At 71.0% G+C, this 24064-nt stretch carries 22 protein-coding genes; 16 read left to right on the top strand and 6 right to left on the bottom strand.

Annotated elements, in window-relative coordinates; translation table 11 throughout:
- From QOL88_RS21840 to QOL88_RS21850, 3 genes are all read left to right on the top strand, one after another.
- Window positions 1–1203: a CobW family GTP-binding protein gene (locus QOL88_RS21840; protein WP_097218582.1), complete on the top strand. Its 1203-nt coding sequence runs from the start codon at window positions 1–3 to the stop codon at window positions 1201–1203.
- A 6-nt stretch (window positions 1204–1209) separates the two neighbouring features.
- Window positions 1210–1443, top strand: a complete 234-nt coding sequence (rpsR, locus tag QOL88_RS21845; protein ID WP_097218584.1) for a 30S ribosomal protein S18 — start codon at window positions 1210–1212, stop codon at window positions 1441–1443.
- 702 nt (window positions 1444–2145) lie between these two features.
- A complete protein-coding gene (locus tag QOL88_RS21850) occupies window positions 2146–2364 on the top strand; it encodes a DUF397 domain-containing protein (RefSeq protein ID WP_045296613.1) in 219 nt (72 codons plus the stop codon).
- A gap of 92 nt (window positions 2365–2456) precedes the next feature.
- On the opposite strand, the gene QOL88_RS21855 is transcribed toward QOL88_RS21850, so the two are convergent.
- A complete protein-coding gene (locus QOL88_RS21855; RefSeq protein WP_179878926.1) occupies window positions 2457–2972 on the bottom strand; it encodes an ATP-binding protein in 516 nt (171 codons plus the stop codon).
- A 330-nt stretch (window positions 2973–3302) separates the two neighbouring features.
- On the opposite strand from QOL88_RS21855, the gene QOL88_RS21860 reads away from it, so the two are divergent.
- The 6 genes from QOL88_RS21860 (at window position 3303) to QOL88_RS21885 (ending at window position 8913) form a co-directional block, all read left to right on the top strand.
- A complete protein-coding gene (locus QOL88_RS21860) occupies window positions 3303–4139 on the top strand; it encodes a Sco1979 family transcriptional regulator (RefSeq protein WP_502961626.1) in 837 nt (278 codons plus the stop codon).
- A 183-nt stretch (window positions 4140–4322) separates the two neighbouring features.
- A complete protein-coding gene (locus QOL88_RS21865; RefSeq protein ID WP_097218593.1) occupies window positions 4323–5786 on the top strand; it encodes an aldehyde dehydrogenase family protein in 1464 nt (487 codons plus the stop codon).
- Between the two features lie 141 nt (window positions 5787–5927).
- A complete protein-coding gene (locus QOL88_RS21870) occupies window positions 5928–6479 on the top strand; it encodes a DinB family protein (protein WP_097218595.1) in 552 nt (183 codons plus the stop codon).
- A 10-nt stretch (window positions 6480–6489) separates the two neighbouring features.
- On the top strand, window positions 6490–7131 hold the full coding sequence (locus QOL88_RS21875; RefSeq protein WP_097218598.1) for a PadR family transcriptional regulator: 642 nt from the start codon (window positions 6490–6492) through the stop codon (window positions 7129–7131).
- Window positions 7132–7204: 73 nt separating this feature from the next.
- Window positions 7205–8155 (top strand): ATP-binding cassette domain-containing protein, encoded by a 951-nt coding sequence (locus tag QOL88_RS21880; protein WP_097218600.1) that lies wholly within the window; start codon window positions 7205–7207, stop codon window positions 8153–8155.
- On the top strand, window positions 8152–8913 hold the full coding sequence (locus tag QOL88_RS21885) for an ABC transporter permease (RefSeq protein ID WP_179878928.1): 762 nt from the start codon (window positions 8152–8154) through the stop codon (window positions 8911–8913). The genes QOL88_RS21880 and QOL88_RS21885 overlap by 4 nt, the downstream gene beginning before the upstream one ends.
- 565 nt (window positions 8914–9478) lie before the next feature.
- On the opposite strand, the gene gad is transcribed toward QOL88_RS21885, so the two are convergent.
- Together gad and QOL88_RS21895 are read right to left on the bottom strand one after the other, a co-directional pair.
- A complete protein-coding gene (gene gad, locus QOL88_RS21890) occupies window positions 9479–10885 on the bottom strand; it encodes a glutamate decarboxylase (protein ID WP_097218603.1) in 1407 nt (468 codons plus the stop codon).
- A gap of 38 nt (window positions 10886–10923) precedes the next feature.
- Complete coding sequence (locus QOL88_RS21895) at window positions 10924–12216, bottom strand: ion channel protein (protein WP_373559299.1); 1293 nt, start codon at window positions 12214–12216, stop codon at window positions 10924–10926.
- Between the two features lie 96 nt (window positions 12217–12312).
- Here QOL88_RS21895 and QOL88_RS21900 point away from each other — a divergent pair, with 96 nt between their 5' ends.
- Window positions 12313–13074 (top strand): MerR family transcriptional regulator, encoded by a 762-nt coding sequence (locus QOL88_RS21900; RefSeq protein WP_097218605.1) that lies wholly within the window; start codon window positions 12313–12315, stop codon window positions 13072–13074.
- Between the two features lie 19 nt (window positions 13075–13093).
- Here the strand turns inward: QOL88_RS21900 and QOL88_RS21905 are convergent, their stop codons facing one another.
- Entirely contained in the window at window positions 13094–13459 is a 366-nt protein-coding gene (locus tag QOL88_RS21905; protein ID WP_097218607.1) for a YbjQ family protein, read from the bottom strand.
- Window positions 13460–13593: 134 nt separating this feature from the next.
- Between QOL88_RS21905 and QOL88_RS21910 the strand changes: the two genes are divergently transcribed.
- A complete protein-coding gene (locus tag QOL88_RS21910) occupies window positions 13594–14547 on the top strand; it encodes a DedA family protein (RefSeq protein ID WP_097218610.1) in 954 nt (317 codons plus the stop codon).
- Between the two features lie 109 nt (window positions 14548–14656).
- On the opposite strand, the gene QOL88_RS21915 is transcribed toward QOL88_RS21910, so the two are convergent.
- Both QOL88_RS21915 and QOL88_RS21920 read right to left on the bottom strand, forming a co-directional pair.
- Complete coding sequence (locus tag QOL88_RS21915; RefSeq protein ID WP_097218612.1) at window positions 14657–16354, bottom strand: threonine/serine exporter family protein; 1698 nt, start codon at window positions 16352–16354, stop codon at window positions 14657–14659.
- A 119-nt stretch (window positions 16355–16473) separates the two neighbouring features.
- Window positions 16474–16965, bottom strand: a complete 492-nt coding sequence (locus QOL88_RS21920) for an inorganic diphosphatase (RefSeq protein WP_003975424.1) — start codon at window positions 16963–16965, stop codon at window positions 16474–16476.
- Between the two features lie 79 nt (window positions 16966–17044).
- Between QOL88_RS21920 and dacB the strand changes: the two genes are divergently transcribed.
- The 5 genes from dacB (at window position 17045) to ftsH (ending at window position 23946) form a co-directional block, all read left to right on the top strand.
- Window positions 17045–18631 (top strand): D-alanyl-D-alanine carboxypeptidase/D-alanyl-D-alanine endopeptidase, encoded by a 1587-nt coding sequence (dacB, locus tag QOL88_RS21925; protein ID WP_097218614.1) that lies wholly within the window; start codon window positions 17045–17047, stop codon window positions 18629–18631.
- 104 nt (window positions 18632–18735) lie between these two features.
- The gene (locus tag QOL88_RS21930; protein WP_097218617.1) at window positions 18736–19863 is read left to right on the top strand and encodes an Rv3626c family coenzyme F420 biosynthesis-associated protein; all 1128 of its coding nucleotides are present in this window, start codon (window positions 18736–18738) and stop codon (window positions 19861–19863) included.
- Between the two features lie 196 nt (window positions 19864–20059).
- Window positions 20060–21097, top strand: coding sequence for a tRNA lysidine(34) synthetase TilS (gene tilS, locus QOL88_RS21935; protein WP_097218619.1), 1038 nt, complete (start codon window positions 20060–20062; stop codon window positions 21095–21097).
- Between the two features lie 83 nt (window positions 21098–21180).
- The gene (gene hpt / locus QOL88_RS21940; RefSeq protein WP_257027852.1) at window positions 21181–21720 is read left to right on the top strand and encodes a hypoxanthine phosphoribosyltransferase; all 540 of its coding nucleotides are present in this window, start codon (window positions 21181–21183) and stop codon (window positions 21718–21720) included.
- Window positions 21721–21906: 186 nt separating this feature from the next.
- Window positions 21907–23946, top strand: coding sequence for an ATP-dependent zinc metalloprotease FtsH (gene ftsH / locus QOL88_RS21945; protein WP_097218624.1), 2040 nt, complete (start codon window positions 21907–21909; stop codon window positions 23944–23946).
- The last annotated feature ends 118 nt before the right edge of the window (window positions 23947–24064 follow it).

Raw genomic sequence — 24064 nt, forward strand, 5'->3', positions numbered from 1 at the left:
GTGGCTGTCCCTCCCGGTCTCCCTGTCGTGATCGTCGGCGGGCTGCACGCCGACGCCCGCAGGGCGGCCGTCGCGCGGCTGCTCGCCGACGTCCCCGGCAGTGTCGTCCTCCACCACGATCTGGCGACGGCCGCCACGGGCACGGTCGTACGGACCATCAGGGACGCCTCCGGCATCCTCGACGCGGGGGAGGCGTCGCTGGTCAACGACTGCGCGTGCTGCGCCCTGCGCGAGGACCTGGTGCCGGAGCTGGAGCGGCTGCGGGACGCCGGCGGTACCCGGCTCGCCGTCGTCGAGCTGTGGGACTCGGTCGAGCCCAAGGCCATGGCCGAGGTCGTCACGGCCGGCGGGCTCACCGTCACCGGTGTGATCACCGCCGTCGACCCGGCCCTGGTCCTGCCGTACCTCGGCGACGGCGACGACCTGGCCGACGGCGGTCTCGCCGCGGCCGCCACCGACCAGCGCACGGTCGCCGACACCTTCGCGCGCCAGCTGGAGTACGCCCCCGTCCTCGCGGTCGCCGACTCCCCGGAGGCCGACGACGAGGACCGCGAGCTTCTCGCGCAGCTGCACCCGACGGCCCGCCAGGTCCCGATCGGCCGGGCAGCCCCCGGGGGCCCGGCCGACGACGGTCTGACGGTGCCGACCCCGCGCCCGCGTCCGCTCTCCCCGCTGGCCGGGGCCGCCCTGGCCGGCTTCGACGTGGAGGCGGCCGCCGCCGCCCAGCACCCGGCCTGCGCCCTGCTGCCGGCCGAGGCCGACGCGCACGGCGTGTCGACGCTGGTCTGGAACCGGCGCCGCCCCTTCCACCCGGAGCGGCTGTACGCCGCGCTGGAGGACCTGACCTGCGCGGCCGCCCGCAGCCGGGGCCGCTTCTGGCTCGCCGACAAGCCCGACACGCTGTTCCACTGGGACGCGGCGGGCGGGGCCCTGTGCGTGGAGAGCGCGGGCCCCTGGCTGGCCTCCCTGCCGGACGCGGCCTGGGAGATGGTCCCGCCGGTGCGCCGGGCCGCCGCCGCGCTGGACTGGGACGCCGAGCACGGCGACCGCTGCCAGCACCTCGTCTTCACCTCGCCCGGCCTGGATCGGGACGGCCTGGAGCGGCTGCTGGAGTCCTGCCTGCTGACCGACGCCGAGTACGCCGCCGGGCGCGACGCCTGGCAGCGGCTGCCGCACGCCTTCGACACCCTCCTGGAGGTCTGACCCCCCATGCCGCGCAAGCCCGACCGCAAGCCGGCCAAGGACCGGCCCAACCCCCTGGACCGGGCCGGGATCACGTACATCGACTACAAGGACACCGAGCTGCTGCGGACGTTCATCTCCGACCGCGGCAAGATCCGCAGCCGCCGGGTCACCCGGGTGTCGTCCCAACAGCAGCGGCAGCTGGCCAAGGCGATCAAGAACGCGCGCGAGATGGCGCTGCTGCCGTACGCCACCCGCTGAGCGGGTCCGGACAGGGTGAGGTTCCCCACGCTTGACGGGTGGGGGCCTCCCACTCATGGCGTGACAGGGCCGGAGGCCACCACCGGCAGACGGCCGTGGCACGGGTCGCGACGAGCCGTCGGGACCGGGCTGGACACCGGTCGGGCCCGCCGGGCGGCGGTCGTCGTCCGGGGTGGCCCGGGACGCGTGCCGCGCGGGTCGTCCGGGGCCGGACGCCGAGCGGGTGTCCGACGATGGTCCGAGCACCGCACCCGCAGGAAGGATGACCCGTACCTCCTGCGACCGGCCCATTTCTCCCCGTCCTCGCAGGCCGCAGCGGTGTTCCGGATGCCGGTCGGCCGGTCGAACGGCCGTCCCGCGGCCCCGCGCCTCAGCTCCCGCTTCTCCGTCGCGGCCCCGCCGCGGCCGCCCCGCACCGCCGCCGAGCGGATGCTCCGCCTCCACCGGGCCTCCCCGAATCCGGCGACTTCGGCGCGGGCCTCCGGGAACGAGAGACGGGTCGGGGCCGTCAAACAGTCGAGAGCTTCGGTAAAGCGGCCGTCAAAGCTGTAACCGTGGGAGTACCCGGCGTGCACGTGCATCTGCCCATGCACCTGCACATGAACAGGGCTATGATCCGGGTCAGTTGACCAATGCACCAATGGCCACACCAGCCAGTGCACCACCGGGGAGCGACCTGTGGATCACGACGCGTACAACGGTATGGCGGCCGCCGGGCTGCACGGTGTGGCCTGGCAGAAGAGCCGGCACAGCAACTCGCAGGGCTCGTGCGTGGAGTTCGCCCGGCTGCCGGGCGGCGACGTGGCCGTGCGCAACTCGCGCTTCCCGGACGGCCCCGCGCTGGTCTACACCCGTGCGGAGATCGAAGCGATGCTGCTGGGTGTGAAGGACGGCGAGTTCGACCACCTGGTGGGCGGCTGACGATCCGCCCGGCCCCGGAGGAAACGGGGCAAACCGCACTTAACGCGCGGTGACGCGCGTAGAACCGCGACGCGAGGAAGCGCCGCGGTTTCTCATTCGCCGACCGCCCTTGAACCGGTCCGCGGCAGCCGGAACAGCGCCCAGACCACCTTGCCGTCGAGCGCGCCCGCGAGCGGATGCCAGCCCCAGCTGTCACTGAAGGAGTCGACGAGGAACAGCCCGCGGCCCGACTCGGCCGAGAAGTCGTCGGTCTCCCGGGCGACCGGGCTGTCGTGACTGGGGTCGCGCACCGCGCACACCAGTCGCTCGGTCCACCGCATCAGGTGCAGCCGCACGGCGGCTTCACGGCCGCCGGTGCACGCGTCGCCCGCCGGGAGGCCGTGCCGCAGGGCGTTGGTGACGAGTTCCGAGACCACCAGACAGACGTCGTCGAACCGCTCGCCCATGTCCCACTGGTCGAGGGTTCTGCGCGTGAACCGCCGCGCCTCGCGCACCGCTTCGTAGCGGGCGGGCAGAGCGCAGGAGGCGGCGTCGGACACCGCTGCGGGATCCAGCGGCGGAAGGCCCTGCCGTAACGGCTCGAGCATGGTCGATCCATTCGTCCCCATGCGAGGCACTCCCGGGATTCGCGGTCGGTGCGATGCGGCGGTGGTGCGGGACCATGGTTTCGGATGCGTACAGCAGATGCAAGGGCAGATGCACGTGCACGTGACCGGAATGCGATGTCCCGTACCGCTTGTTGGTCAATTTTTCCGTCATCTTCGGGTCCCTCTTCGGCCGTTCACTTGCCTTCTTCTTGCTCCCGCGCGCGAGCGTCGACCGTCTCGATTCCGTTTCCGTAACCGGACGAGTACTGCTCGAAGTGTTTTAGTGGCAGACTGCGGCCCCTGAAGACGTTGGGGAGGCTGGCGAACGTGAGCGCGGGAGAGCCGGGATCGGTGGTGCGGCGCATGCTGCTCGGATCACAACTCAGGCGACTGCGTGAGGCGCGGGGCATCACGCGCGAGGCGGCGGGCTATTCGATCCGTGCCTCCGAGTCGAAGATCAGCCGGATGGAGTTGGGCCGGGTGAGCTTCAAGACCAGAGACGTCGAGGACCTGCTCACCCTGTACGGCATCACGGACGAACAGGAACGCGCCTCCCTGCTGTCGCTGGCGAAGGAGGCCAACGTCGCCGGGTGGTGGCACAGTTACTCGGACGTGCTGCCCAGCTGGTTCCCGACCTACGTCGGCCTGGAGGGCGCCGCCTCACTGATCCGGGCGTACGAGGTGCAGTTCGTGCACGGCCTGCTGCAGACCGAGGCGTACGCCCACGCGGTGGTCCGGCGGGGCATGCAGGGCGCGAGCGAGGCCGACGTCGAGCGCCGGGTCGCGCTGCGCCTGGAGCGGCAGAAGTACCTCGTCGACGAGCGTGCGCCCGACTTCCACATCATCCTGGACGAGGCCGCGCTGCGCCGCCCGTACGGCGACCGCGAGGTGATGCGGGGCCAGCTCCAGCACCTCATCGAGATCTCCGAGCGGCCCAACGTGCGCCTCCAGGTGGTGCCGTTCAGCCTCGGCGGCCACTCCGGCGAAAGTGGCGCGTTCACGATCCTCAGCTTCCCGGAGTCCGACCTGTCGGACGTCGTCTACCTGGAGCAGCTCACCAGCGCGCTGTACCTGGACAAGGCCGAGGACGTCGCCCAGTACGAGAGGGCGCTCAAGGAACTCCAGAGCGACAGCCCGGGCCCCTCGGAGAGCCGGGACCTTCTCCGGGGGCTTCTCCAGCTCTCCTGAAGGAGCCGTGCCGCTCTCCTGGAGGAGCCGTGCCGCTCTCCTGATGGCGCCGTGACGATCTCCTGGAGGGGCCGGGTCTCTCTCCCGAAGGACCCCTCCAACTCGCCGAAACACAAGTACGATGACGTGTGATCAGATCGTGAAGGCGCGATCAGGGGTCTGCTTAGGGATCGAGGGATCACATTGTCGTCGTCCTGCTTCACCGACCTTGCACAGCAGTACATCGACGGTGAGTGGCGCCCGGGCACCGGTTCCTGGGACATCATCGACTTCAACCCGTACGACGACGAGAAGCTCGCGTCGATCACCATAGCCACGGCCGACGAGGTCGATCAGGCGTACCGGGCGGCGGCCCGCGCCCAGAAGCAGTGGGCCGCGACCAACCCCTACGCCCGCCGGGCGGTCTTCGAGAAGGCGCTGCGCCTGATCGAGGAGCGCGAGGCCGAGATCTCCGACGCCATCATCGCCGAGCTCGGCGGCACGCGCCTGAAGGCCGCCTTCGAGCTGCACCTCGCCAAGGAGTTCCTGCGCGAGGCGGTCCACCTGGCGCTGGCCCCCGAGGGCCGGATCATCCCCTCGCCGGTGGACGGCAAGGAGAACCGCGTCTACCGCGTGCCGGTCGGCGTCGTGGGCGTGATCAGCCCCTTCAACTTCCCGTTCCTGCTGTCGATCAAGTCCGTCGCCCCGGCGCTCGCGCTCGGCAACGCCGTGGTGCTCAAGCCGCACCAGAACACCCCGATCGTGGGCGGCTCCCTGGTCGCGAAGCTCTTCGAGGACGCCGGGCTGCCCGGCGGGCTGCTGAACGTCGTCATCACGGACATCGCGGAGATCGGCGACGCCTTCATCGAGCACCCGGTCCCCAAGGTCATCTCCTTCACCGGTTCCGACGCCGTCGGCCGGCACGTGGCGACCGTCTGCGCCCGGCTGTTCAAGCGCTCCGTCCTCGAACTGGGCGGCAACAGCGCGCTGGTGGTCCTCGACGACGCCGACCTCGACTACGCCGTCGACGCGGCGGTCTTCAGCCGGTACGTCCACCAGGGCCAGGTCTGCATGGCCGCCAACCGGATCCTCGTGGACCGGTCGGTCGCGGACGAGTTCACCGAGAAGTTCGTCGCCAAGGTCAAGACCCTCAAGACGGGCGACCCGCGCGACCCGGAGACCGTCATCGGCCCGGTCATCAACTCCTCGCAGGCGGAAGCCGTCTCCGGCGTGGTCGAGCAGGCCCTCGCCGAGGGCGCCACGGCCCTGGTGCGCGGCGGTCGGACCGACAACCTCGTCGAGCCGTCCGTGCTCACGGACGTCCCCGCCGACTCCGCGCTGCTGCGGCAGGAGGTCTTCGGGCCGGTCGCGTTCCTGGTTCCGTTCGACGGCGAGGAGGAGGCCGTACGTCTCGTCAACGACACCCCGTACGGCCTGAGCGGTGCCGTCCACACCGGGAACATCGAGCGGGGTGTGGCGTTCGCCAAGCAGATCGACACGGGCATGTTCCATGTGAACGACGGCACGGTCCACGACGAGCCGATCGTCCCCTTCGGCGGTGAGAAGCACTCGGGCATCGGCCGGCTCAACGGCGACACGATGCTGGACTCGTTCACCACGACCAAGTGGATCTCGGTGCAGCACGGCCGGAGCGGGTTCCCCTTCTAGAACCTTTCGGCTTCCGGGACCTTTCGGCTTCCGGGACCTTTCGGCGCGCCCGGGCCCTTGCGGACAGAACCTGACCGCAAGGGCCCGTAGCTTGGTCGGTGTCGGGGGAGAGGCCCCCTGACCAGGTGAAAGGCGGCGTTCATGGTCACTCACGTTCCGGCCGAGGCACACGGGGACGAGCGCGGGGCGCTGCTGTCGTTCATCGCCGAGCAGCGCGGCGGGGTACGCCGGGCGGTGCTCGGTCTGACGGACGAGCAGGCGAGTTCCCGCCCGAGCGCCAGTGAGCTGTCCCTCGCCGGGCTGGTCAAGCACGTCGCCGAGGTCGAGCAGATGTGGATCTCCCTGGCCAAGGGTGAGCCGCCGGCCGTCGTGCGGGACCGGACCAACTGGCACGAGTGCTTCCGGCTGGTCGAGGGCGAGACGGTCGAGTCGCAGCTGGCGTACTGGGAGAAGGTCGCCGCCGAGACGGAGGCGTACATCCGCTCGGTGCCGAGCCTCGACGACACCTTCGCGCTGCCGGCGCAGCCCTGGTTCCCGCCGGACGGCCGGGTCTCGCACCGCTGGCTCTGCCTCCACCTCATCCGCGAGACGGCCCGGCACGCCGGTCACGCCGACATCGTCCGCGAGTCCCTGGACGGCAGGACCGCCTTCGAGCTGGTGGCCGAGGAACAGCAGGTGACGGCCGGGTCATAACCTGGACCGCATGTCAACCATCCGTCTCCTCGTGCTCGGCGCGGTCCGTATGCACGGCCGCGCCCACGGCTACCAGGTGCGCAACGACCTGGAGTACTGGGGCGCGCACGAGTGGTCCACCGCCAAGCCCGGCTCGATCTACCACGCCCTGAAGCAGATGGCGAAGCAGGGGCTGCTGCACGCGCACGAGATCGCCCCGTCCACGGCCGGCGGTCCGCCCCGCACGGAGTACGAGGTCACCGGGCAGGGCACCGAGGAGTACTTCCGGATGCTGCGGGAGGCGCTGGTCACCTACGACCAGCGCGGGGACCTGAAGACGGCCGCCGTCGGCTTCGTCGTCGACCTGCCGCGTGCCGAGGCGGTCGCGCTGCTGAAGGAGCGGACCCTGCGGATCGAGCAGTGGCGGGCCGCCGTCCTGGAGCACTACGTGCCCGAGGAGGGCCCGGTGCAGCTCGGGCACATCGGCGAGATCATGAACATGTGGGTCCACACGGCCGACTCCGAGACCGAGTGGACCCGCGGTCTCATCGAGCGCATCGAGGGCGGCGCCTACACCTTCGCCGACGAGGGGGATCCGTTCGTCGGCGTCCTGGCGGAGGGCGAGGAGAACCCGTACGCGACGGGGGAGCGGCACCCCGGGGATGCCCACTAATCAAGTTTGACGAATGGCTCGGACGGGTTTACGTTTGCGCCTGTAGTCAAGTTTGACTAGCGAGGGAGACCCAGTGGCCGACACGGCGATCACCGTCGAAGGCGCGGAGAAGACGTACGGCGACAAGAAGGCGCTCGACGGGCTCGACCTCACGGTCGCGCGCGGCACGGTGCACGGAGTGCTCGGCCCGAACGGTGCCGGCAAGACCACCCTGGTGAGGGTCCTGTCCACCCTGCTGCGGCCCGACGCGGGCCGGGTCGAGGTGGCAGGGCACGACGTGGTGCGCGAGGCGTACGCCGTGCGGCTGCGCATCGGTCTGCTCGGCCAGCACGCCGCGCTCGACGAGGAGCTCGGCGGCCGGCAGAACCTGGAGCTGTTCGGCCGGCTGCACCACCTGGGAGCGAGGCGGGCACGCGCGCGTGCCGGGGAACTCCTGGAGCGCTTCGATCTGTCCGACACCGGCCGCAAGGCGGTCCGGCAGTACAGCGGGGGCATGCGGCGCCGCCTGGACCTGGCCGCCTCCCTGATCACCGAGCCGGAGGTGCTGTTCCTGGACGAGCCGACCACCGGCCTCGACCCGCGCGGCCGCGCCGAGGTGTGGGCGTCCGTCCGCTCCCTGGTCGGCGGCGGTACGACGGTCCTGCTGACCACGCAGTATCTGGAGGAGGCCGATCAGCTCGCCCACCGCATCTCGGTCGTCGAAGCCGGCCGGGTCATCGCCGAGGGCACGGCGGACGAGCTGAAGGCCGAGACCGGCGGCGACCGTATCGACGTGACCCTGCGGCACGCCGGTCAACTGGAGGCGGCCGTCGCCCTGTTGCCCCTCACCGGGGTCAGCGTCGACGCCGACCGGCGGCTGCTGAGCGCGCCGGTGACCGACCGCATGGAGGCGCTCTCCGGGGTCGTGCGGGCCCTGAAGGAGGCCGGGATCGAGGCGGAGGACGTCGCGCTGCGCCGCCCGACGCTGGACGAGGTGTTCCTGCACCTCACCGGGGACGACCGCCGAGTGAAGGAGGCCGCGTGAGCGCCTACGCCCTGACCGATTCCTGGACCATGACCCGCCGGGAACTCGCCCGCTGGGGGCGGCAGCCCGTCCAGCTCGTCGTCAACCTGGTCTTCCCGGTGATGCTGCTGCTGATGTTCGGCTACCTGGTCGGCGGCGGCCGGGGGGTGAGCGGCGAGTACCGCGACTACCTGATCCCCGGCATGCTCGCGCTCACCATGGCCTTCGGCCTGGAGGGCACGATGCTCGCCGTCACGCAGGACCTCAACAAGGGCGTGATCGACCGCTTCCGCTCGATGCCCATGGCCAACGGTGCGGTGCTGGTGGGCCGTTCGGCCGCCGACATGCTCCAGTCGGCGCTCGCCCTGGTCGTGCTCATCGGCGTCGGCGCCGCGCTCGGCTGGCGTCCCGGCGGCGGCCCGGCGGCCCTCCTCGGGGCGATGGGCCTGCTGCTCCTGTTCCGGTTCGCCATGCTGTGGATCGGCATCCACCTGGCCCTGATGGCCGGGAAACCGGAGATGGTCCAGGCCGTGCAGATCCTGGTCTGGCCGGTCGGCTTCCTGTCCAACGCCCTGGCCACCCCCGGCTCGATGCCCGGCTGGCTGGGCACGGCCGTCGAGTGGAACCCGATGTCCCACACGGCCACGGCCGTACGGGACCTGTTCGGCGTACCCGGCACGGAGCCCGGGCACGTGTGGGCGGCGGTCGTGTGGCCCCTGGCCCTGCTTGCGGTGTTCTTCCCGCTGGCGGTACGGCGGTTCGGCCGGCTGAGCCGTTAGCCCCGGCGGGCGGGGTAGGGGTGGTTGAGCTGCTGGCTCCGGCAGGGCGGGGTGCGGGTGGTGAGCCGGTGGCCTGGGTGGGCGGGGTTCGGGCGGCCTGCCCGTCGGGTCCGGCCGCGAGGTACCCGCGGCCGCGCCGGTGGCCCGGGCCAGCGGGTAGGGGTGGTTGAGCCGCTGGCTCTGGCAGGGCGGGGTGCGGGTGGTTGAGCCGCTGGCCTGGGCGGGTGGGGTTCGGGCGGCAGACCCCGCCGGCCCTGGCAGGCGAGGTACCGGCGGCCGGCCCGCAGGCCCCGGTAGGCGAAGTTCACGGCTGGGCCGCTGGCTCCGGCAGGGGGACGGGCGGCTGCGCCGCTGGCCCGGGCCAGCGGGTAGGGGTGGTTGAGCGGCCGGCCTGGGTGGGCGGGGTTCGGGCGGCCGGCCCGTCGGCCCTGGCAGGTGAGGTACCCGCGGCCGGCCCGCAGGCCCCGGCAGGCGAAGTCCCGCAACTGAGCCGCCGGCCCCGGCAAGCCAAGTACCCGCAGCAGATCCGCCGACCCCGGCGGGCGAGGTACCCGCGGCTGGGCCGCTAGTGATGGAAGCTGGTGGCCGCCCCCTTGTCCCGGGTCAGCGGGCGCTGCTGCCGGCGCAGGTCGGGCAGCAGCCGCTCCAGGTCCTGTGCGAGCAGATCGGCGAGGTCGTTGGAGAAGCCGTTGCGGCACACCACCCGTAGCACGGACAGGTCCTCCCGGTTGGCCGGGAAGGTGTACGCGGGCACCAGCCAGCCGTGTTCGCGCAGGCGCCGCGACACGTCGAAGACGTCGTACGCCGTCACGTCCGGCGCGGTCGTGAAGGCGAACACCGGCAGCTCGTCGCCCCGGGTCAGCAGGTGGAAGTCGCCGAGCGCCTCGACCCGCCCGGCCAGCTCCGTCGCCACGTCGCGCGCGGCCTGCTGCACGGCCCGGTAGCCCTGTCGGCCCAGCCGCAGGAACGTGTAGTACTGCGCCACGACCTGCGCGCCCGGCCGGGAGAAGTTCAGCGCGAACGTCGGCATGTCGCCGCCCAGGTAGTTCACCCGGAACACCAGCTCCTCCGGCAGCGCCTCCGCGTCCCGCCACAGCGCCCAACCGACACCCGGGTACACCAGCCCGTACTTGTGCCCCGAGGTGTTGATCGACGCCACCCTCGGCAGCCGGAAGTCCCACACCAGGTCCTCGTCGAGGAACGGCGCGACCATGGCCCCGGACGCCCCGTCGACGTGCACGGGGACGTCCAGCCCGGTCCGTTCCCGCAATCCGTCCAGCGCCGCGCACAGGTCCGCGATCGGCTCGTAGGACCCGTCGAAGGTGGAGCCCAGGATCCCGACGACCCCGATGGTGTTCTCGTCGCACAGCTCGGCCGCGGCCTGCGGATCCAGGTGGAACCGTTCGCCCTCCATGGGCACCAGCCGGGCCTCCACCTCCCAGAAGTTGCAGAACTTCTCCCAGCAGACCTGCACGTTCACGCCCATCACCAGGTTGGGCCGCGCCCCGGGGTAGCGGTCGGCGTTGCGCTGGGCCCAGCGCCGCTTCAGCGCCATGCCGGCGAGCATGCACGCCTCGCTCGACCCGGTCGTCGAACACCCCACTGCGGTCGAGGGGTCGGGCGCGTTCCACAGGTCGGCGAGCATCGCCACGCAGCGCCGCTCCAGCTCGGCGGTGCGTGGGTACTCGTCCTTGTCGATCATGTTCTTGTCGCGGCACTCCGCCATCAGGATCCCGGCCTCGGGCTCCATCCAGGTGGTGACGAAGGTGGCGAGGTTCAGCCGGGCGTTGCCGTCGAGCATCAGCTCGTCGCGCACCAGCTGGTGGGCGGTCGCCGGGGCCATCGGCTGGTCCGGGAGCCGGTGCGTGGGCGGGGCCTCGGCCATGTCCCCGAGCGGGTTGGCGGGGCCGTAGAAGGGGTTGACGGACAGGCGGCGTTCGCCGGTACGGGGGGTGCCTTCGCTGAACGGCATGGGGGCCTCCAGGGGGTGGGTTCGGGAGAGGGGTGGCTTCATCGGACCGACGTGCCGTCCTTGCGCAGTTGCATCTGGGGCCGGCCGGTGACCAGCAGCCAGGCCGGCAGCGAGGCGACGCAGAGCAGGGCGACGACCCCCGGCTCGGCGACCAGCACCGCGGCGACGAACAGGCTGATCCAGCCCTGCCGCGTGATCGCCAGCAGCACGCCGAGTACGCCGGCGGACACCCCCACGGAGGGATGAACCCCGGACACCAGGGCCTGCGCACACAGGCCGAGGGCGGTGCCGACGAACACGGCGGGGAAGATCCGCCCGCCGCGGAAACCGCAGGACGCGGCGACCACCAGCGCGGCCAGTTTCACCACCGTCATGACGGCGAACTCACCGGCCGACCAGCCGTCCGGGTCGTGCGCCAGCGTGGCGATCTCGTCGAGTCCCTTGAACAACGTCAGATGACCGCCCAGGGCCGCGAGAGCACCGAGCACGACCCCGCCCGCCGGGAGCATCAGCATCGGATGCCGCAGCCGCCGGAACGCGGCGTGGACGTACGGGAACGCGCGCACGGCGCCCATGCCGAGCAGCGCGCCCACGGAGGCGACCACCACCGCCGCGAGGAGGTCCGCCCAGCCCGCGTCACCGAACGACGGCAGGTCCAGGTCGAAGCTCGGGTGATCGAGGAGGGAGACGGTCAGGGACCCGGCGGCCGCGGCGGTCAGCGGAGCGAAGAGGTTGTCCCACAGCAGTCCGCGCGTCTCCTGCCGGCTCAGCACCTCGGAGATCACCAGGGCGGCCGCCACGGGCGTGCCGAACAGCGCGCCGATGGTCGCCGCCTCCGCCAGGGCCGGCCAGATCCGCCCGGGAGCCCGGGGGATGAACCGGCCGCCCAGCCAGACCGCCAAGGCGACGTTCGTGGTGATGATCGGGTTCTCGGGGCCGAGACTCGGGCCGCCGGCCAGCATCAGCGCGTTCGCCAGCAGCAGCCCGGGGATCACCAGGGGCGGCAGGACGGGGGCGTCCAGGCCGACGGTGGCGGGATCGGGGCCCGCGCGCCCCGGCACCTTCCACACCACCAGCCCGACCGCGATGCCGGTCGCGATGAGCACGACGAACATCCACGCCACGGAGTACCGGCCGATCCCGAGCGCGTCGGGCACGGTCTGCCAGAGCACGTCCTGCAACTGCTCGGCGGCGGCCTCCACCCCCACCAGGATCAGGGCGGAGACCACGCCCACGGCGACGGCGGGCACGATCGACGGCAGCAGGGTGCGGGCGGGGGTCGACGGGGTGACGGAGGGCGCCTGGTCTTCGGAGTCCTGGACCACGGGCACACGATAAGCGGATCAAACAGCATAAACCGGAAACACGCTTGCACCTCACGTGGCGTGAGGCCCGACCGTGGAGCACGGAAGAAGGAGGGAGCGGAAGTGAACTACTCGGTGGGACAGGTCGCGGGCTTCGCCGGCGTCACAGTGCGCACGCTGCACCACTACGACGGCATCGGCCTGCTCGTCCCGAGCGACCGCAGCCACGCGGGCCACCGGCGCTACAGCGACGCCGACCTCGACCGGCTGCAGCAGATCCTGTTCTACCGGGAGCTCGGCTTCCCGCTCGAGGAGGTCGCCGCGCTGCTCGACGACCCGGACGCGGACCCGCGCGCGCACCTGCGCCGCCAGCACGAACTGCTGACCGCCCGGATCGAGAAGCTGCGGAAGATGGCGGCGGCCGTGGAGCACGCCATGGAGGCACGCACGATGGGACTCAACCTCACGCCCGAGGAGAAGTTCGAGGTCTTCGGGGACAAGGACCCGGAGCAGTACGCCGAGGAGGTGGAGGAGCGCTGGGGCGACACCGACGAGTACGCCGACTCGCAGCGCCGCACCGCGAGCTACACCAAGGAGGACTGGAAGCGCATCCAGGCCGAGGCCGCCGACTGGGGCGAGCGCTACGGCGCCCTGATGTCGGCGGGCGAGCCGTCCACCGGCGAGGCGGCCATGACCCTGGCGGAGGAGCACCGCCGGCACATCTGCACGTGGTTCTACGAGTGCTCCTACGACATCCACCGCTGCCTGGGCGAGATGTACGTCTCCGACGAGCGGTTCAAGGCGTTCTACGACGCGCTGCGCCCGGGCCTCGCCGAGCACCTGAGGGACGCGATCGCCGCGAACGCCGCGCGTCACACCGCCTGACCCCCGGCCCGGGAGTGCCTCACTCCCGGGTCAGCACCACCGCCGTGCCGTACGCGCACACCTCGGTGCCCACGTCGGCCGCCTCCGTCACGTCGAAGCGGAACGCGAGGATGCCGTTGGCGCCACGCGTGCGTGCCTGTTCGATGAGCCGCTCCATGGCCTGGTTGCGGGTCTGCACGAGCGTCTTGGTGAGCCCGCGCAGCTCGCCGCCGACCATCGACTTCAGTCCGGCGCCGATCTGGCTCCCCACGTGGCGGGAGCGCACGGTCAGGCCGAAGACCTCGCCGATCACCTCCCGCACGTGGTAGCCGGGTACGTCGTTCGTGGTGACGACGAGGACGTCGGGCTCCGGGCCCTGTCCGCCGCCGTATTCATCGATGCCCATGGTTCACAGCTTTGACCGGGGGCGGGCACAGTGCATCCTGAGTACGCCCATGGAACCTGGGTCGTGACGGCTGCGTTGATACTTTGAGGCAGCCAGCCCCGCCCGTCCCCCACAGCAGCAGGAGCCACATCCCCGTGACCACGCTTGCGCTCGGCCCCGAGTGGCTCAGCCCGGACTACCTGATCTCCACGTTCAGCCTGCCCGGCATCCTGCTCATCGTCTTCGCGGAGTCCGGTCTCTTCGCGTTCCTGCCGGGCGACTCCCTGCTGTTCACAGCCGGTCTCTTCGTGGCCGAGGGCACCTACATCACCCAGCCGCTGTGGCTGGTCTGCGCGCTGATCGTGCTCGCCGCCGTCATCGGCGACCAAGTGGGTTACATGATCGGCAAGTTCCTGGGCCCGAAGCTCTTCAGCCGCCCCAACTCCAAGCTCTTCAAACAGGAGAACCTGGACAAGGCCCACGAGTTCTTGGAGAAGCACGGTCCCAAGGCGATCGTGCTGGCCCGATTCGTGCCCATCGTGCGCACCTTCGCCCCCATCGTGGCCGGTGCCGGCCGCATGAAGTACCGCACGTTCGTCACGTACAACGTCATCGGCGGCGTCGCCTGGGGCACCGGCGTCACCCTCGCGGGTTACTGGCTCGGCCAGATCGGCTTCATCAAGAAGAACGTCGAGTCGATCCTCATCCTGATCGTCCTGCTCTCCGTGGTCCCGATCATCATCGAGTACCTGCGCGACCGCTCGAAGAAGAAGCGCGCGGCGGCCGAGGCCCCCGCGCAGCGGCAGCAGCACCAGGCCATGGACGACGCGACGACCCAGCTCCGCCGCGTCACCCCGGACGACGAGCCGCCGCACCAGCGGCCGCAGCAGCAGCCGTACAACGACCAGAACGGCTACAACGACCAGAACGGCTACAACGACCAGAACGGCTACAACGACCAGCAGTACTACAACCAGTACCCGCAGGCCCCGGGCTACGGCCAGCAGCAGCCGTACGGGACACAGCAGCAGCCGCACGGCACGCAGCAGCCGTACGGGACCCAGCAGCCGTACGGCACGCAGCAGGGGCCCTACAACAACGGCTACTGAGCCGGCCTTCCCGCGGGGGGCTCCGGGGGGCGCGGGAAACTGCGCGAACAGCTCCACGGGCCCGTGGCCGCCCACGGAGCCGCCGCCCCCACGCCGTAGGCACCCGGCGCTAAAAGCCCCTGGTGCGCTTGGCGGCCCGCCGCTTTTCCGCGGACCCGATGCGCAGGAACATCCGGGAGATCTCCGACCCGAGGTTCACCCCGATGGCGATGGCCATGGCGAGCGCCACCGCCTTCGACAGCGACACCAGCCCTTCGTCGATCTCGTTCTGCGCGATCGCCAGCAGCCCGAAGTACGTGGCGGAACCCGGCAGCAGGGGCCCGATCGCCGCCGTCGTGTAGGGCAGCGCGGAGGCGAACTGATACCGGGACAGCAACTGCCCGAACAGCCCCACCAGCCCCGCGGCCGCCGCCGTGGACGCCACCGGCGAGATGTCTCCCACGTAGTGCATCGCGCCGTAGACGACCCACGCGACACCGCCGTTCAGCGTCACCCACATCACGGTGGATCGTTCCTGCTGGAGCAGCACCGCGAACGCCAGCGACAGCAGCATCGACGCCCCGATCATCATCACCGGGTCGTCGGAGGCACCGAGCGCCTGGTCGGGGTTGAGCCGCGCCCCCAGCTGCACGCCGAAGTACAGCACCAGCAGCACACCCGCGACGATGCCCACGAAGAAGTACATGACCTCCAGCAGGCGCGCGGACGCGGTGATGTAGAAACCGGTCAGACCGTCCTGCACCCCCGCCACCAGCGCCCGTCCCGGCAGCAGCGCGAACAGACCACCGGTGATGACCGCGGACGCCTTCACATCCACGTGGCCCAGCGTCAGCGCGATCCCGATCGCGGCCGGCGGCGTCGCGGCCACGGTGAACTGGTAGAACTCCGGCAGCCCGCGTCCCGCGCACAGCCACGCCAGCCGGTCACCGAGCATCGCGCCCAGCGCCGCGGCGACGAACACGATCAGGTCGCCGCCCACGAGCACGGAGGCCGCACCGGCCAGCAGCCCGCTCGCACCGGTCAGCGCCCAGCCGGGGTAGGGGTGCCGGTTACGGCGGATCTCCGCCAGCCGCCGGTAGGCCTCCTCCAGGGAGACCGCCGTCTCGTGGTCGCTGAGGTCGTCCACCAGCTGGTACACGGCCGCCAGCCGCGTGTAGTCCGTACCTCGCCGGCGCACCGTCCGCGACGCCGTGACCGGGTCGTCAACGAGGGACGGCTGGTACGAGATCGCCAGCAGCGTGAAGGTCACGTTGGGCTCGCAGCGGTCAAGACCGTACGACCGGCACACGGCGAACATCGCCGCCTCCACGTCCTCGGCGCCCTCACCGCCCGCCAGCAGCAACTCCCCGATACGCAGCGTCAGGTCGAGCACGCGCGGCACCGCCGGCCCGCTCTCGTCGCCGCCGCGCTGGCTCGCCTCCGGCGCCGGCCGCTCCGCCACCGGCATGCGCAGCATCGTGCGCATCCGGTCCTGCCAGGGCACGTCCTTGGTCAGGCTGACCACGGGGATCCCGCTCGGCGGTGTGAAGGCCGTCGGGGCGTGCTTCGAGCTGTATGTGCTCGGCGGGGTGAACGCCGACGCCTCCTGCTCCGCCGCGGGCGCCGCATGGACGTCCAGCCCCTGCGGCACGGCGAACTCGGACGTCGTCTCGGACTCCGCGCCGGATGCTTTGGGCAGAGCCAGTCCGTCGGGGATCGCGAACTCCGACGTCGTCGACATGTCCCCGTCGACGCCGGTCCCGGCCGGAGGCAGGAACGCGTTCCTCGCCTCGTCCGACCTCGGCTTGCGGTCCTCCGCGTCCGTCACTGCCTGGCGCTCCCTGTACGACACGTCAGCCTCGTACCCCCCACAGCCTCAGTATGCGCACAGACGGACGGACGGGCCGCACACGCAGGCGTGCGGCCCGTCAGCAACAGCAGAGGAGGTCAGTGACCGCCCTGGTCCTTGAACCGCTTGTAGGACCGCTCGATCTCGGCCTCGGCCTCGGTGCGGCCCACCCAGTCGGCACCCTCGACCGACTTGCCGGGCTCCAGGTCCTTGTACACCTCGAAGAAGTGCTGGATCTCCAGACGGTCGAACTCCGACACGTGGTGGATGTCCCGCAGGTGCTCCACACGCGGGTCCGTCGAGGGCACGCACAGCAGCTTGTCGTCGCCGCCCGCCTCGTCCGTCATGCGGAACATGCCGATCGCGCGGCAGCGGATCAGACAGCCCGGGAACGTCGGCTCGTCGAGGATGACCAGCGCGTCCAGCGGGTCGCCGTCCTCGCCGAGGGTGTTCTCGACGAAGCCGTAGTCGGTCGGGTAGGCGGTCGAGGTGAAGAGTCGCCGGTCCAGGCGGATACGACCGGTCTCGTGGTCCACCTCGTACTTGTTGCGCGAACCCTTCGGAATCTCGATCGTGACGTCGAACTCCACCGGTGGCTCCTCCATGATCAACACATAGTTCTGGTGGTTAAGTGTCCCTCACGCAGGTGTGTGATCGCGAAAGGGGCTGGTGGTCGTGCCAGAGCTGAGGCCTTGGCGGGCCGCGAAAGCGCACGTGGTGCGCCTCGCGGATGCCGTACGACCACGCCTGGCCCGGGTCGCAGCGGCCACGAAACCACAGGTCGCGCGGCTCGCACGAGCCGGGAAACCGCAGGTCGCGTGGGTCGCGCTGCCGAAGACCTGGCAGTACACCGCGGGTGCCGCCACCGCCGGACTCGCACTCGCCGCCGGTGTGGTGACCGCCGCCGGTCCCTGGGACTCCTCCGGTCAGCGTACGGCCGAGCGGGACCGGGCAGTGGCGCTGGGCCGCGCGGGTGGCACAGATCACGGCAGCGCCCCCGGCGCACCCGGCCGGCCGCGGCCCGCCCCCAGCGCCGGACCCGTGCTGACCGGCCTCGGCGGCATCAGCACCGTGAAGTCCGCCCCGGAAAGCAAGGCCCTCGCGGGCGCCCTCGACCCCCTGCTGAAGGACCCGGCCCTCGGCTCCCGGCCCGCCGCGGCCGTCATCGACGTGACCACCGGCAGGCGCCTGTACGGCTCCGGCTCCGGCACCGGGCTCACCCCGGCCTCCACCACGAAGGTCGCAACAGCCGTCGCCGCGCTGTCCGCCATGGGCACCGACCACCGCCTCACCACCCGCGCCGCCCTCGAACCCGACACCAAGGAAGTCGTCCTGGTCGGCGGCGGCGACCCCACCCTCACGGCCCGCGAGAAGGCCGAGGGCTCCGCGAGCCTGCGCACCCTGGCCGCCGGCACGGCCGCCGCCCTCGCCGACCGGGGCGTCCGCGAGGTCACCCTCTCCTACGACACGACCCTCTACGCGGGCGACGAGATGCACCCGATCGGGGTCGACGGCAACCTCGCCCGCGTCACCCCCCTGATGGCCGACGAGGGCCGCACCGACGACTCCACGAGCGGCCCCGTCGCACGCGTGCCCGACCCGGCGGCGGACGCCGCCCGCCGCTTCGGTGACTTCCTGAAGTCCCACGGCATCAAGACCACCGCCCCCGGCCCCTCCAAGGCCACCACCCGCGCCAAGACCCTCGCGACGGTCTCCTCGCCCCCGCTCTCCGCCCTCGTCGAGCGCATGCTGACCAACAGCGACAACGACATCGCCGAAGCCCTCGCCCGCCAGACGGCGATCGCCACCGGCGACCGCGCCGACTTCGCCGGCGCCGGCAAGGCCATCGGCTCCCAGCTGCGCAGGCTCGGCCTCCCCGTCAAGGGCGCCGCCTTCAAGGACGGCAGCGGCCTCGACCGCGCCGACCGGCTCACCCCCGACCTCCTCACCGCCCTGCTCGCCAAGGCCGCCGACCCCGCCCACCCCGAACTCCGCCCGGCCCTCACCGGCCTCCCCGTCGCCGGCTTCACCGGCACCCTGACCACCCGTTACACGGACGGAGCATCCGGCGTCGTCCGCGCCAAGACCGGCACCCTCTCCGGCGTCCACACCCTCGCGGGCACCCTCGTCGACGAGGACGGCCGCCTGCTGGCCTTCGCGTTCATGGCCAACGGCACCGACGGGATCCTTCCCACCACGACCCAGAAGGCCCTGGACCGGATCGCCACCGCCCTGGCGGCGTGCGGCTGCCGGTGACGGACCCGTCCACCCGCCCGCCGGCTCCGGCCGGAGCCGGGCCCGGGCGGCCTCCGGCCATCGCCGCCCTGCCCCAGCGGCGAGCGCTCACGTACGGTTGACGCATGACGAGCATCGGTGGTGCTTCAACCGGCATGGTCGACTGGAACCTCGCGGTCGCGACCGCGACCCGGCTCGTACGGCCGGGCCCCGAGATCAGTCGCGACGAGGCCCGCGCCGTCGTCGCGGAGCTGCGCCGGCATGCCAAGGCCTCGGAGGAACACGTCCGCGGATTCACCCGTCTGGGCACCGAGGAGGGCCACGACACCCCCGTCCTGGTCGTCGACCGCCCGGGCTGGATCCGGGCGAACGTCGCCGGGTTCCGGGAAATCCTCCGGCCCCTGCTCGACAAGATGCAGGAACGGCGCGGCAACACCGCGGGCGGCTCGGTCATGAGCGCCGTCGGCGGCAAGGTCACCGGCGTCGAACTGGGCATGCTGCTCTCCTTCCTGTCCTCCCGCGTCCTCGGCCAGTACGAGACCTTCGCCCCCGCCACCCGCGAACTCCCCAGCGGACAGAACGGCGGCGGACGGCTCCTCCTCGTCGCCCCGAACATCGTCCACGTCGAACGCGAACTCGACGTCGACCCGCACGACTTCAGGCTCTGGGTGTGCCTGCACGAGGAGACGCACCGCACCCAGTTCACCGCCGTGCCCTGGCTGCGGGACCACCTCGAGGGTGAGATCCAGTCGTTCCTGCAAGAGACCGACGTCGACCCCATGACCGTCCTGGAACGTGTCCGGGAAGCCGCCCAGACCCTCGCCGGAGGCCGACCCGAAGCCGAGGAGGACGACGGCGGCCGCTCCCTGGTCGAGATCGTCCAGACCCCCGCCCAGCGCGAGATCCTCGGCCGCCTCACGGCCGTCATGTCCCTGCTGGAAGGCCACGCCGACTTCGTGATGGACGGCGTCGGCCCGTCCGTCGTGCCTTCCGTCGGCGAGATCCGCGAGAAGTTCCAGCAGCGCCGCGCCAAGGGCGCCTCCCGCCTCGACCTGGCCCTGCGCAAACTCCTCGGCCTGGACGCCAAACTCCGCCAGTACCGGGACGGCGAACGCTTCGTGAAGGCCGTCGTCAACGAGGTCGGCATGGACGGCTTCAACCGCGTGTGGACCTCGCCCAACACCCTCCCCACCAAGTCGGAGATCGCCAAACCGGCGGACTGGGTCGCGCGGGTGCACCGCAAGGCCGAGTAGTGAACAACGCGGGAAGGTCGTGAAAGGAAAACGGCCGACGGCAGGCGAACGCCCCTCCAATCACCCGTCCGAGGGACCGTGAGGCAGGGGTAGGCGTGCAATGCTCGGGGAACGGCCCGGTTCTGTCACCATCTACACACTCTGCGTGACCGACACGCGGGCTCACCCCCCGAAAACTTCATGAAGGGAACCGGACATGGGTCCCCATCCTGCGGTCGCGGCGATACGCCTGGCGGTCCGCCGCGTCCTCCACGACCTCCTCACCGAACACCACCGCGCCCCCGCCGCGGTCCCGCACGCCCCCTCGCACGAGCCCCCACCCCCGCCGCTCGTGCTCGTGGCATGCTCCGGTGGCGCCGACTCCATGGCCCTCGCCTCCGCCCTCGCCTTCGAATCCCCCAAACTCGGCATCAGGGCCGGCGGCGTCACCGTCGACCACGGCCTCCAGCCCGGCTCCGACACCCGCGCCGCGGAAGTCGTCCAGCGCCTGCGCGAACTCGGCCTCGACCCCGTCGACTCCGTCGCCGTCACCGTCGGCCGCACCGGCGGACCCGAAGCCGCCGCCCGCGACGCCCGCTACGCCGCGCTCGACACCGCGGCCGAACGCCACGGCGCCGCCGCCGTCCTGCTCGGCCACACCCGCGACGACCAGGCCGAAACCGTCCTCCTCGGCCTCGCCCGCGGCTCCGGCATCCGCTCCCTGTCCGGCATGGCCGCCGTCTCGGGGACCGAGGGCCGCTACCGGCGCCCCTTCCTGGAACTCGACCGGCAGACCGCCCGCAAAGCCTGCATGGTCCAGTCCCTGCCCGTCTGGGACGACCCCCACAACGCCGACCCGGCCTACACCCGCTCCCGGCTGCGCCACGAAGGCCTGCCCGCCCTGGAGAAGGCCCTCGGCAAAGGCGTCGTCGAAGCCCTCGCCCGTACGGCCCAGCTCTCCCGTGACGACGCCGACGCCCTCGACTCCTGGGCCGGCCAGGCCGAGGCCACCGTCCGCGACGCCACCGGACTCCTCGAATGCGCCAAGCTCTACGCCCTGCCGCCCGCCGTACGCCGCCGCATCCTGCGCCGCGCCGCCATCGCGGCCGGCGCACCCGCCGGCTCACTCTTCGCCCGCCACATCGAGGAAATCGACCGGCTGATCACCGGCTGGCGCGGTCAGGGAGCCATCAACCTCCCCGGCAAAGTCGTGGCCCAGCGGCAGGGTGGCAGACTGGTGATTCGGCAAGGCTGAACCACGACCCCTCCCCACAGCCTGGCGGAGGGGCCGATCGGCCGCTGGGACGACCGAAAGTGATGCGGGTGGACGCGAAAGACATGGGTGCCGACCTCGAGAAGGTGCTCATCACCAAGGAAGAGATCGACACCAAGCTGGCCGAGCTGGCAGCGAAGATCGACGCGGAGTACGCGGGCAAGGACCTGCTCATCGTCGGAGTCCTCAAGGGCGCGGTGATGGTCATGGCCGACCTCGCCAGGGCGCTGTCCACCCCCGTCACCATGGACTGGATGGCCGTATCCTCGTACGGGGCGGGCACCCAGTCCTCCGGTGTGGTGCGGATCCTCAAGGACCTCGACACCGACATCAAGGGCAAGCACGTCCTGATCGTCGAAGACATCATCGACTCCGGCCTGACCCTGTCCTGGCTGCTCTCCAACCTCGGCTCGCGCGAGCCCGCCTCCCTCAAGGTGTGCACGCTGCTGCGCAAGCCCGAGGCCGCGAAGGTCGCCATCGACGTGGAATGGGTCGGCTTCGACATCCCCAACGAATTCGTCGTGGGCTACGGACTCGACTACGCCGAGAAGTACCGCAACCTCCCGTTCGTCGGTACGCTCGCGCCCCACGTGTACGGCGGCTGAAACCCCGGCCGCGGTGCCGTCACGGTGATCGGGAACCCCAGCGGGCTTCCCGCCGTTGGAGCAGGCGTAGGCGGATCGCCAGCCGTCCCACGCGGCTTCAGGTGACAATGCTGGGGTACCGTCCGAAGAACAGTCTTTATCAAACTCACTATGGCAGGAGGGACGGGGCGGCACCGCTCCGTATGGATGGACGTGAAGCGATACTTCCGTGGGCCGGTCATGTGGATCGTGCTGGCCGTCCTTGCCGTGGTCGTGTTGATGCAGGTCGTCGGCTCGTCCGGCGGCTACAAGACGGTGGACACCGGCCAGGTCGTCCAGGCGATCAACCAGAACAAGGTCGAGTCGGCCAAGCTGACCACCGGTGACGAGCAGACCATCAAGGCCACGCTCAAAGACGGTGTGAAGGTCCAAGGCAGCTCGAAGATCCAGGCGAGCTACATCGGCGACCAGGGCGTCGACATCGCCAACACGCTGCAGAACAAGTACCAGGACAAGCAGATCCCGGACGGCTACACCGTTTCGCCGTCCAAGCAGAACCCGTTCGTCGGCATCCTGCTCTCCCTGCTGCCCTTCGTGCTGATCGTGGTCGTGTTCCTGTTCCTGATGAATCAGATGCAGGGCGGCGGCTCCCGGGTCATGAACTTCGGGAAGTCCAAGGCGAAGCTCATCACCAAGGACACCCCCAAGACCACCTTCTCCGACGTCGCCGGATCCGACGAGGCCGTCGAGGAGCTCCACGAGATCAAGGAGTTCCTCCAGGAGCCGGCCAAGTTCCAGGCCGTCGGTGCCAAGATCCCCAAAGGCGTCCTGCTCTACGGGCCTCCCGGCACCGGCAAGACCCTGCTCGCGCGCGCCGTCGCCGGCGAGGCGGGCGTCCCCTTCTACTCGATCTCCGGTTCCGACTTCGTCGAGATGTTCGTCGGTGTCGGTGCCTCCCGAGTCCGTGACCTGTTCGAGCAGGCCAAGGCGAACGCCCCGGCGATCGTCTTCGTCGACGAGATCGACGCGGTCGGCCGCCACCGCGGCGCCGGCCTCGGCGGCGGTCACGACGAGCGCGAACAGACCCTCAACCAGCTCCTCGTCGAGATGGACGGCTTCGACGTCAAGGGCGGCGTGATCCTCATCGCCGCGACGAACCGGCCCGACATCCTCGACCCGGCGCTGCTGCGCCCCGGCCGTTTCGACCGGCAGATCGCCGTCGACCGCCCGGACATGCAGGGCCGCCTGGAGATCCTCAAGGTCCACCAGAAGGGCAAGCCGGTCGCGCCCGACGTCGACCTGTCGGCCATGGCCCGCCGTACGCCCGGCATGACGGGTGCCGATCTGGCCAACGTCCTGAACGAGGCCGCCCTGCTGACGGCCCGCAGCGACCAGAAGCTGATCGACAACCACATGCTGGACGAGGCGATCGACCGTGTGGTCGCGGGCCCGCAGAAGCGGACCCGGATCATGTCGGACAAGGAGAAGAAGATCACCGCGTACCACGAGGGCGGACACGCCCTGGTCGCGGCGGCTTCCCCGAACTCCGACCCCGTCCACAAGATCACGATCCTGTCGCGAGGCCGCGCCCTCGGCTACACGATGGTGCTGCCGGACGAGGACAAGTACTCCACGACGCGCAACGAGATGCTGGACCAGCTGGCCTACATGCTGGGCGGCCGCGCGGCCGAGGAGCTCGTCTTCCACGACCCGACCACGGGTGCCGCCAACGACATCGAGAAGGCCACGGGCCTGGCCCGCGCGATGGTCACGCAGTACGGCATGACCGAGCGTCTCGGCGCGATCAAGTTCGGTGGCGACAACACCGAGCCCTTCCTCGGCCGTGAGATGTCTCACCAGCGCGACTACTCGGAAGAGGTCGCCGCGCTCGTGGACGAAGAGGTCAAGAAGCTCATCGAGACCGCGCACAACGAGGCCTGGGAGATCCTGGTCGAGAACCGCGACGTCCTCGACAACCTCGTGCTGCAGCTGCTGGAGAAGGAGACCCTGGGCAAGGAGCAGATCGCCGAGATCTTCGCCCCCATCGTCAAGCGCCCGCCCAGGCCCGCCTGGACCGGCTCCTCCCGCCGCACGCCGTCCACCCGTCCGCCGGTCCTCTCCCCCAAGGAGCTGGCCCTGACGAACGGTGCGAACGGCGCGACGCCGGCCATCTCCACCGCGAAGAGCACCGCGGCGGAGCCCGCCCCGGCGCCCGAGCGGACCCCGGAGGACCGCCCCGAGAGCTGACCGAGCTCTCCCGGCGGCCCAACGCCCCGGAATGGATGCCGCGCCCCCCAGGTTTTAGCCTGGGGGGCGCGGCTTTTCGCCATTTCCGCAGGCCGCCCCGTGAAGGACACAGGAACGA

The organism is Streptomyces sp. Ag82_O1-12 (genome assembly GCF_900182715.1).
Lineage (GTDB): Bacteria > Actinomycetota > Actinomycetes > Streptomycetales > Streptomycetaceae > Streptomyces > Streptomyces massasporeus.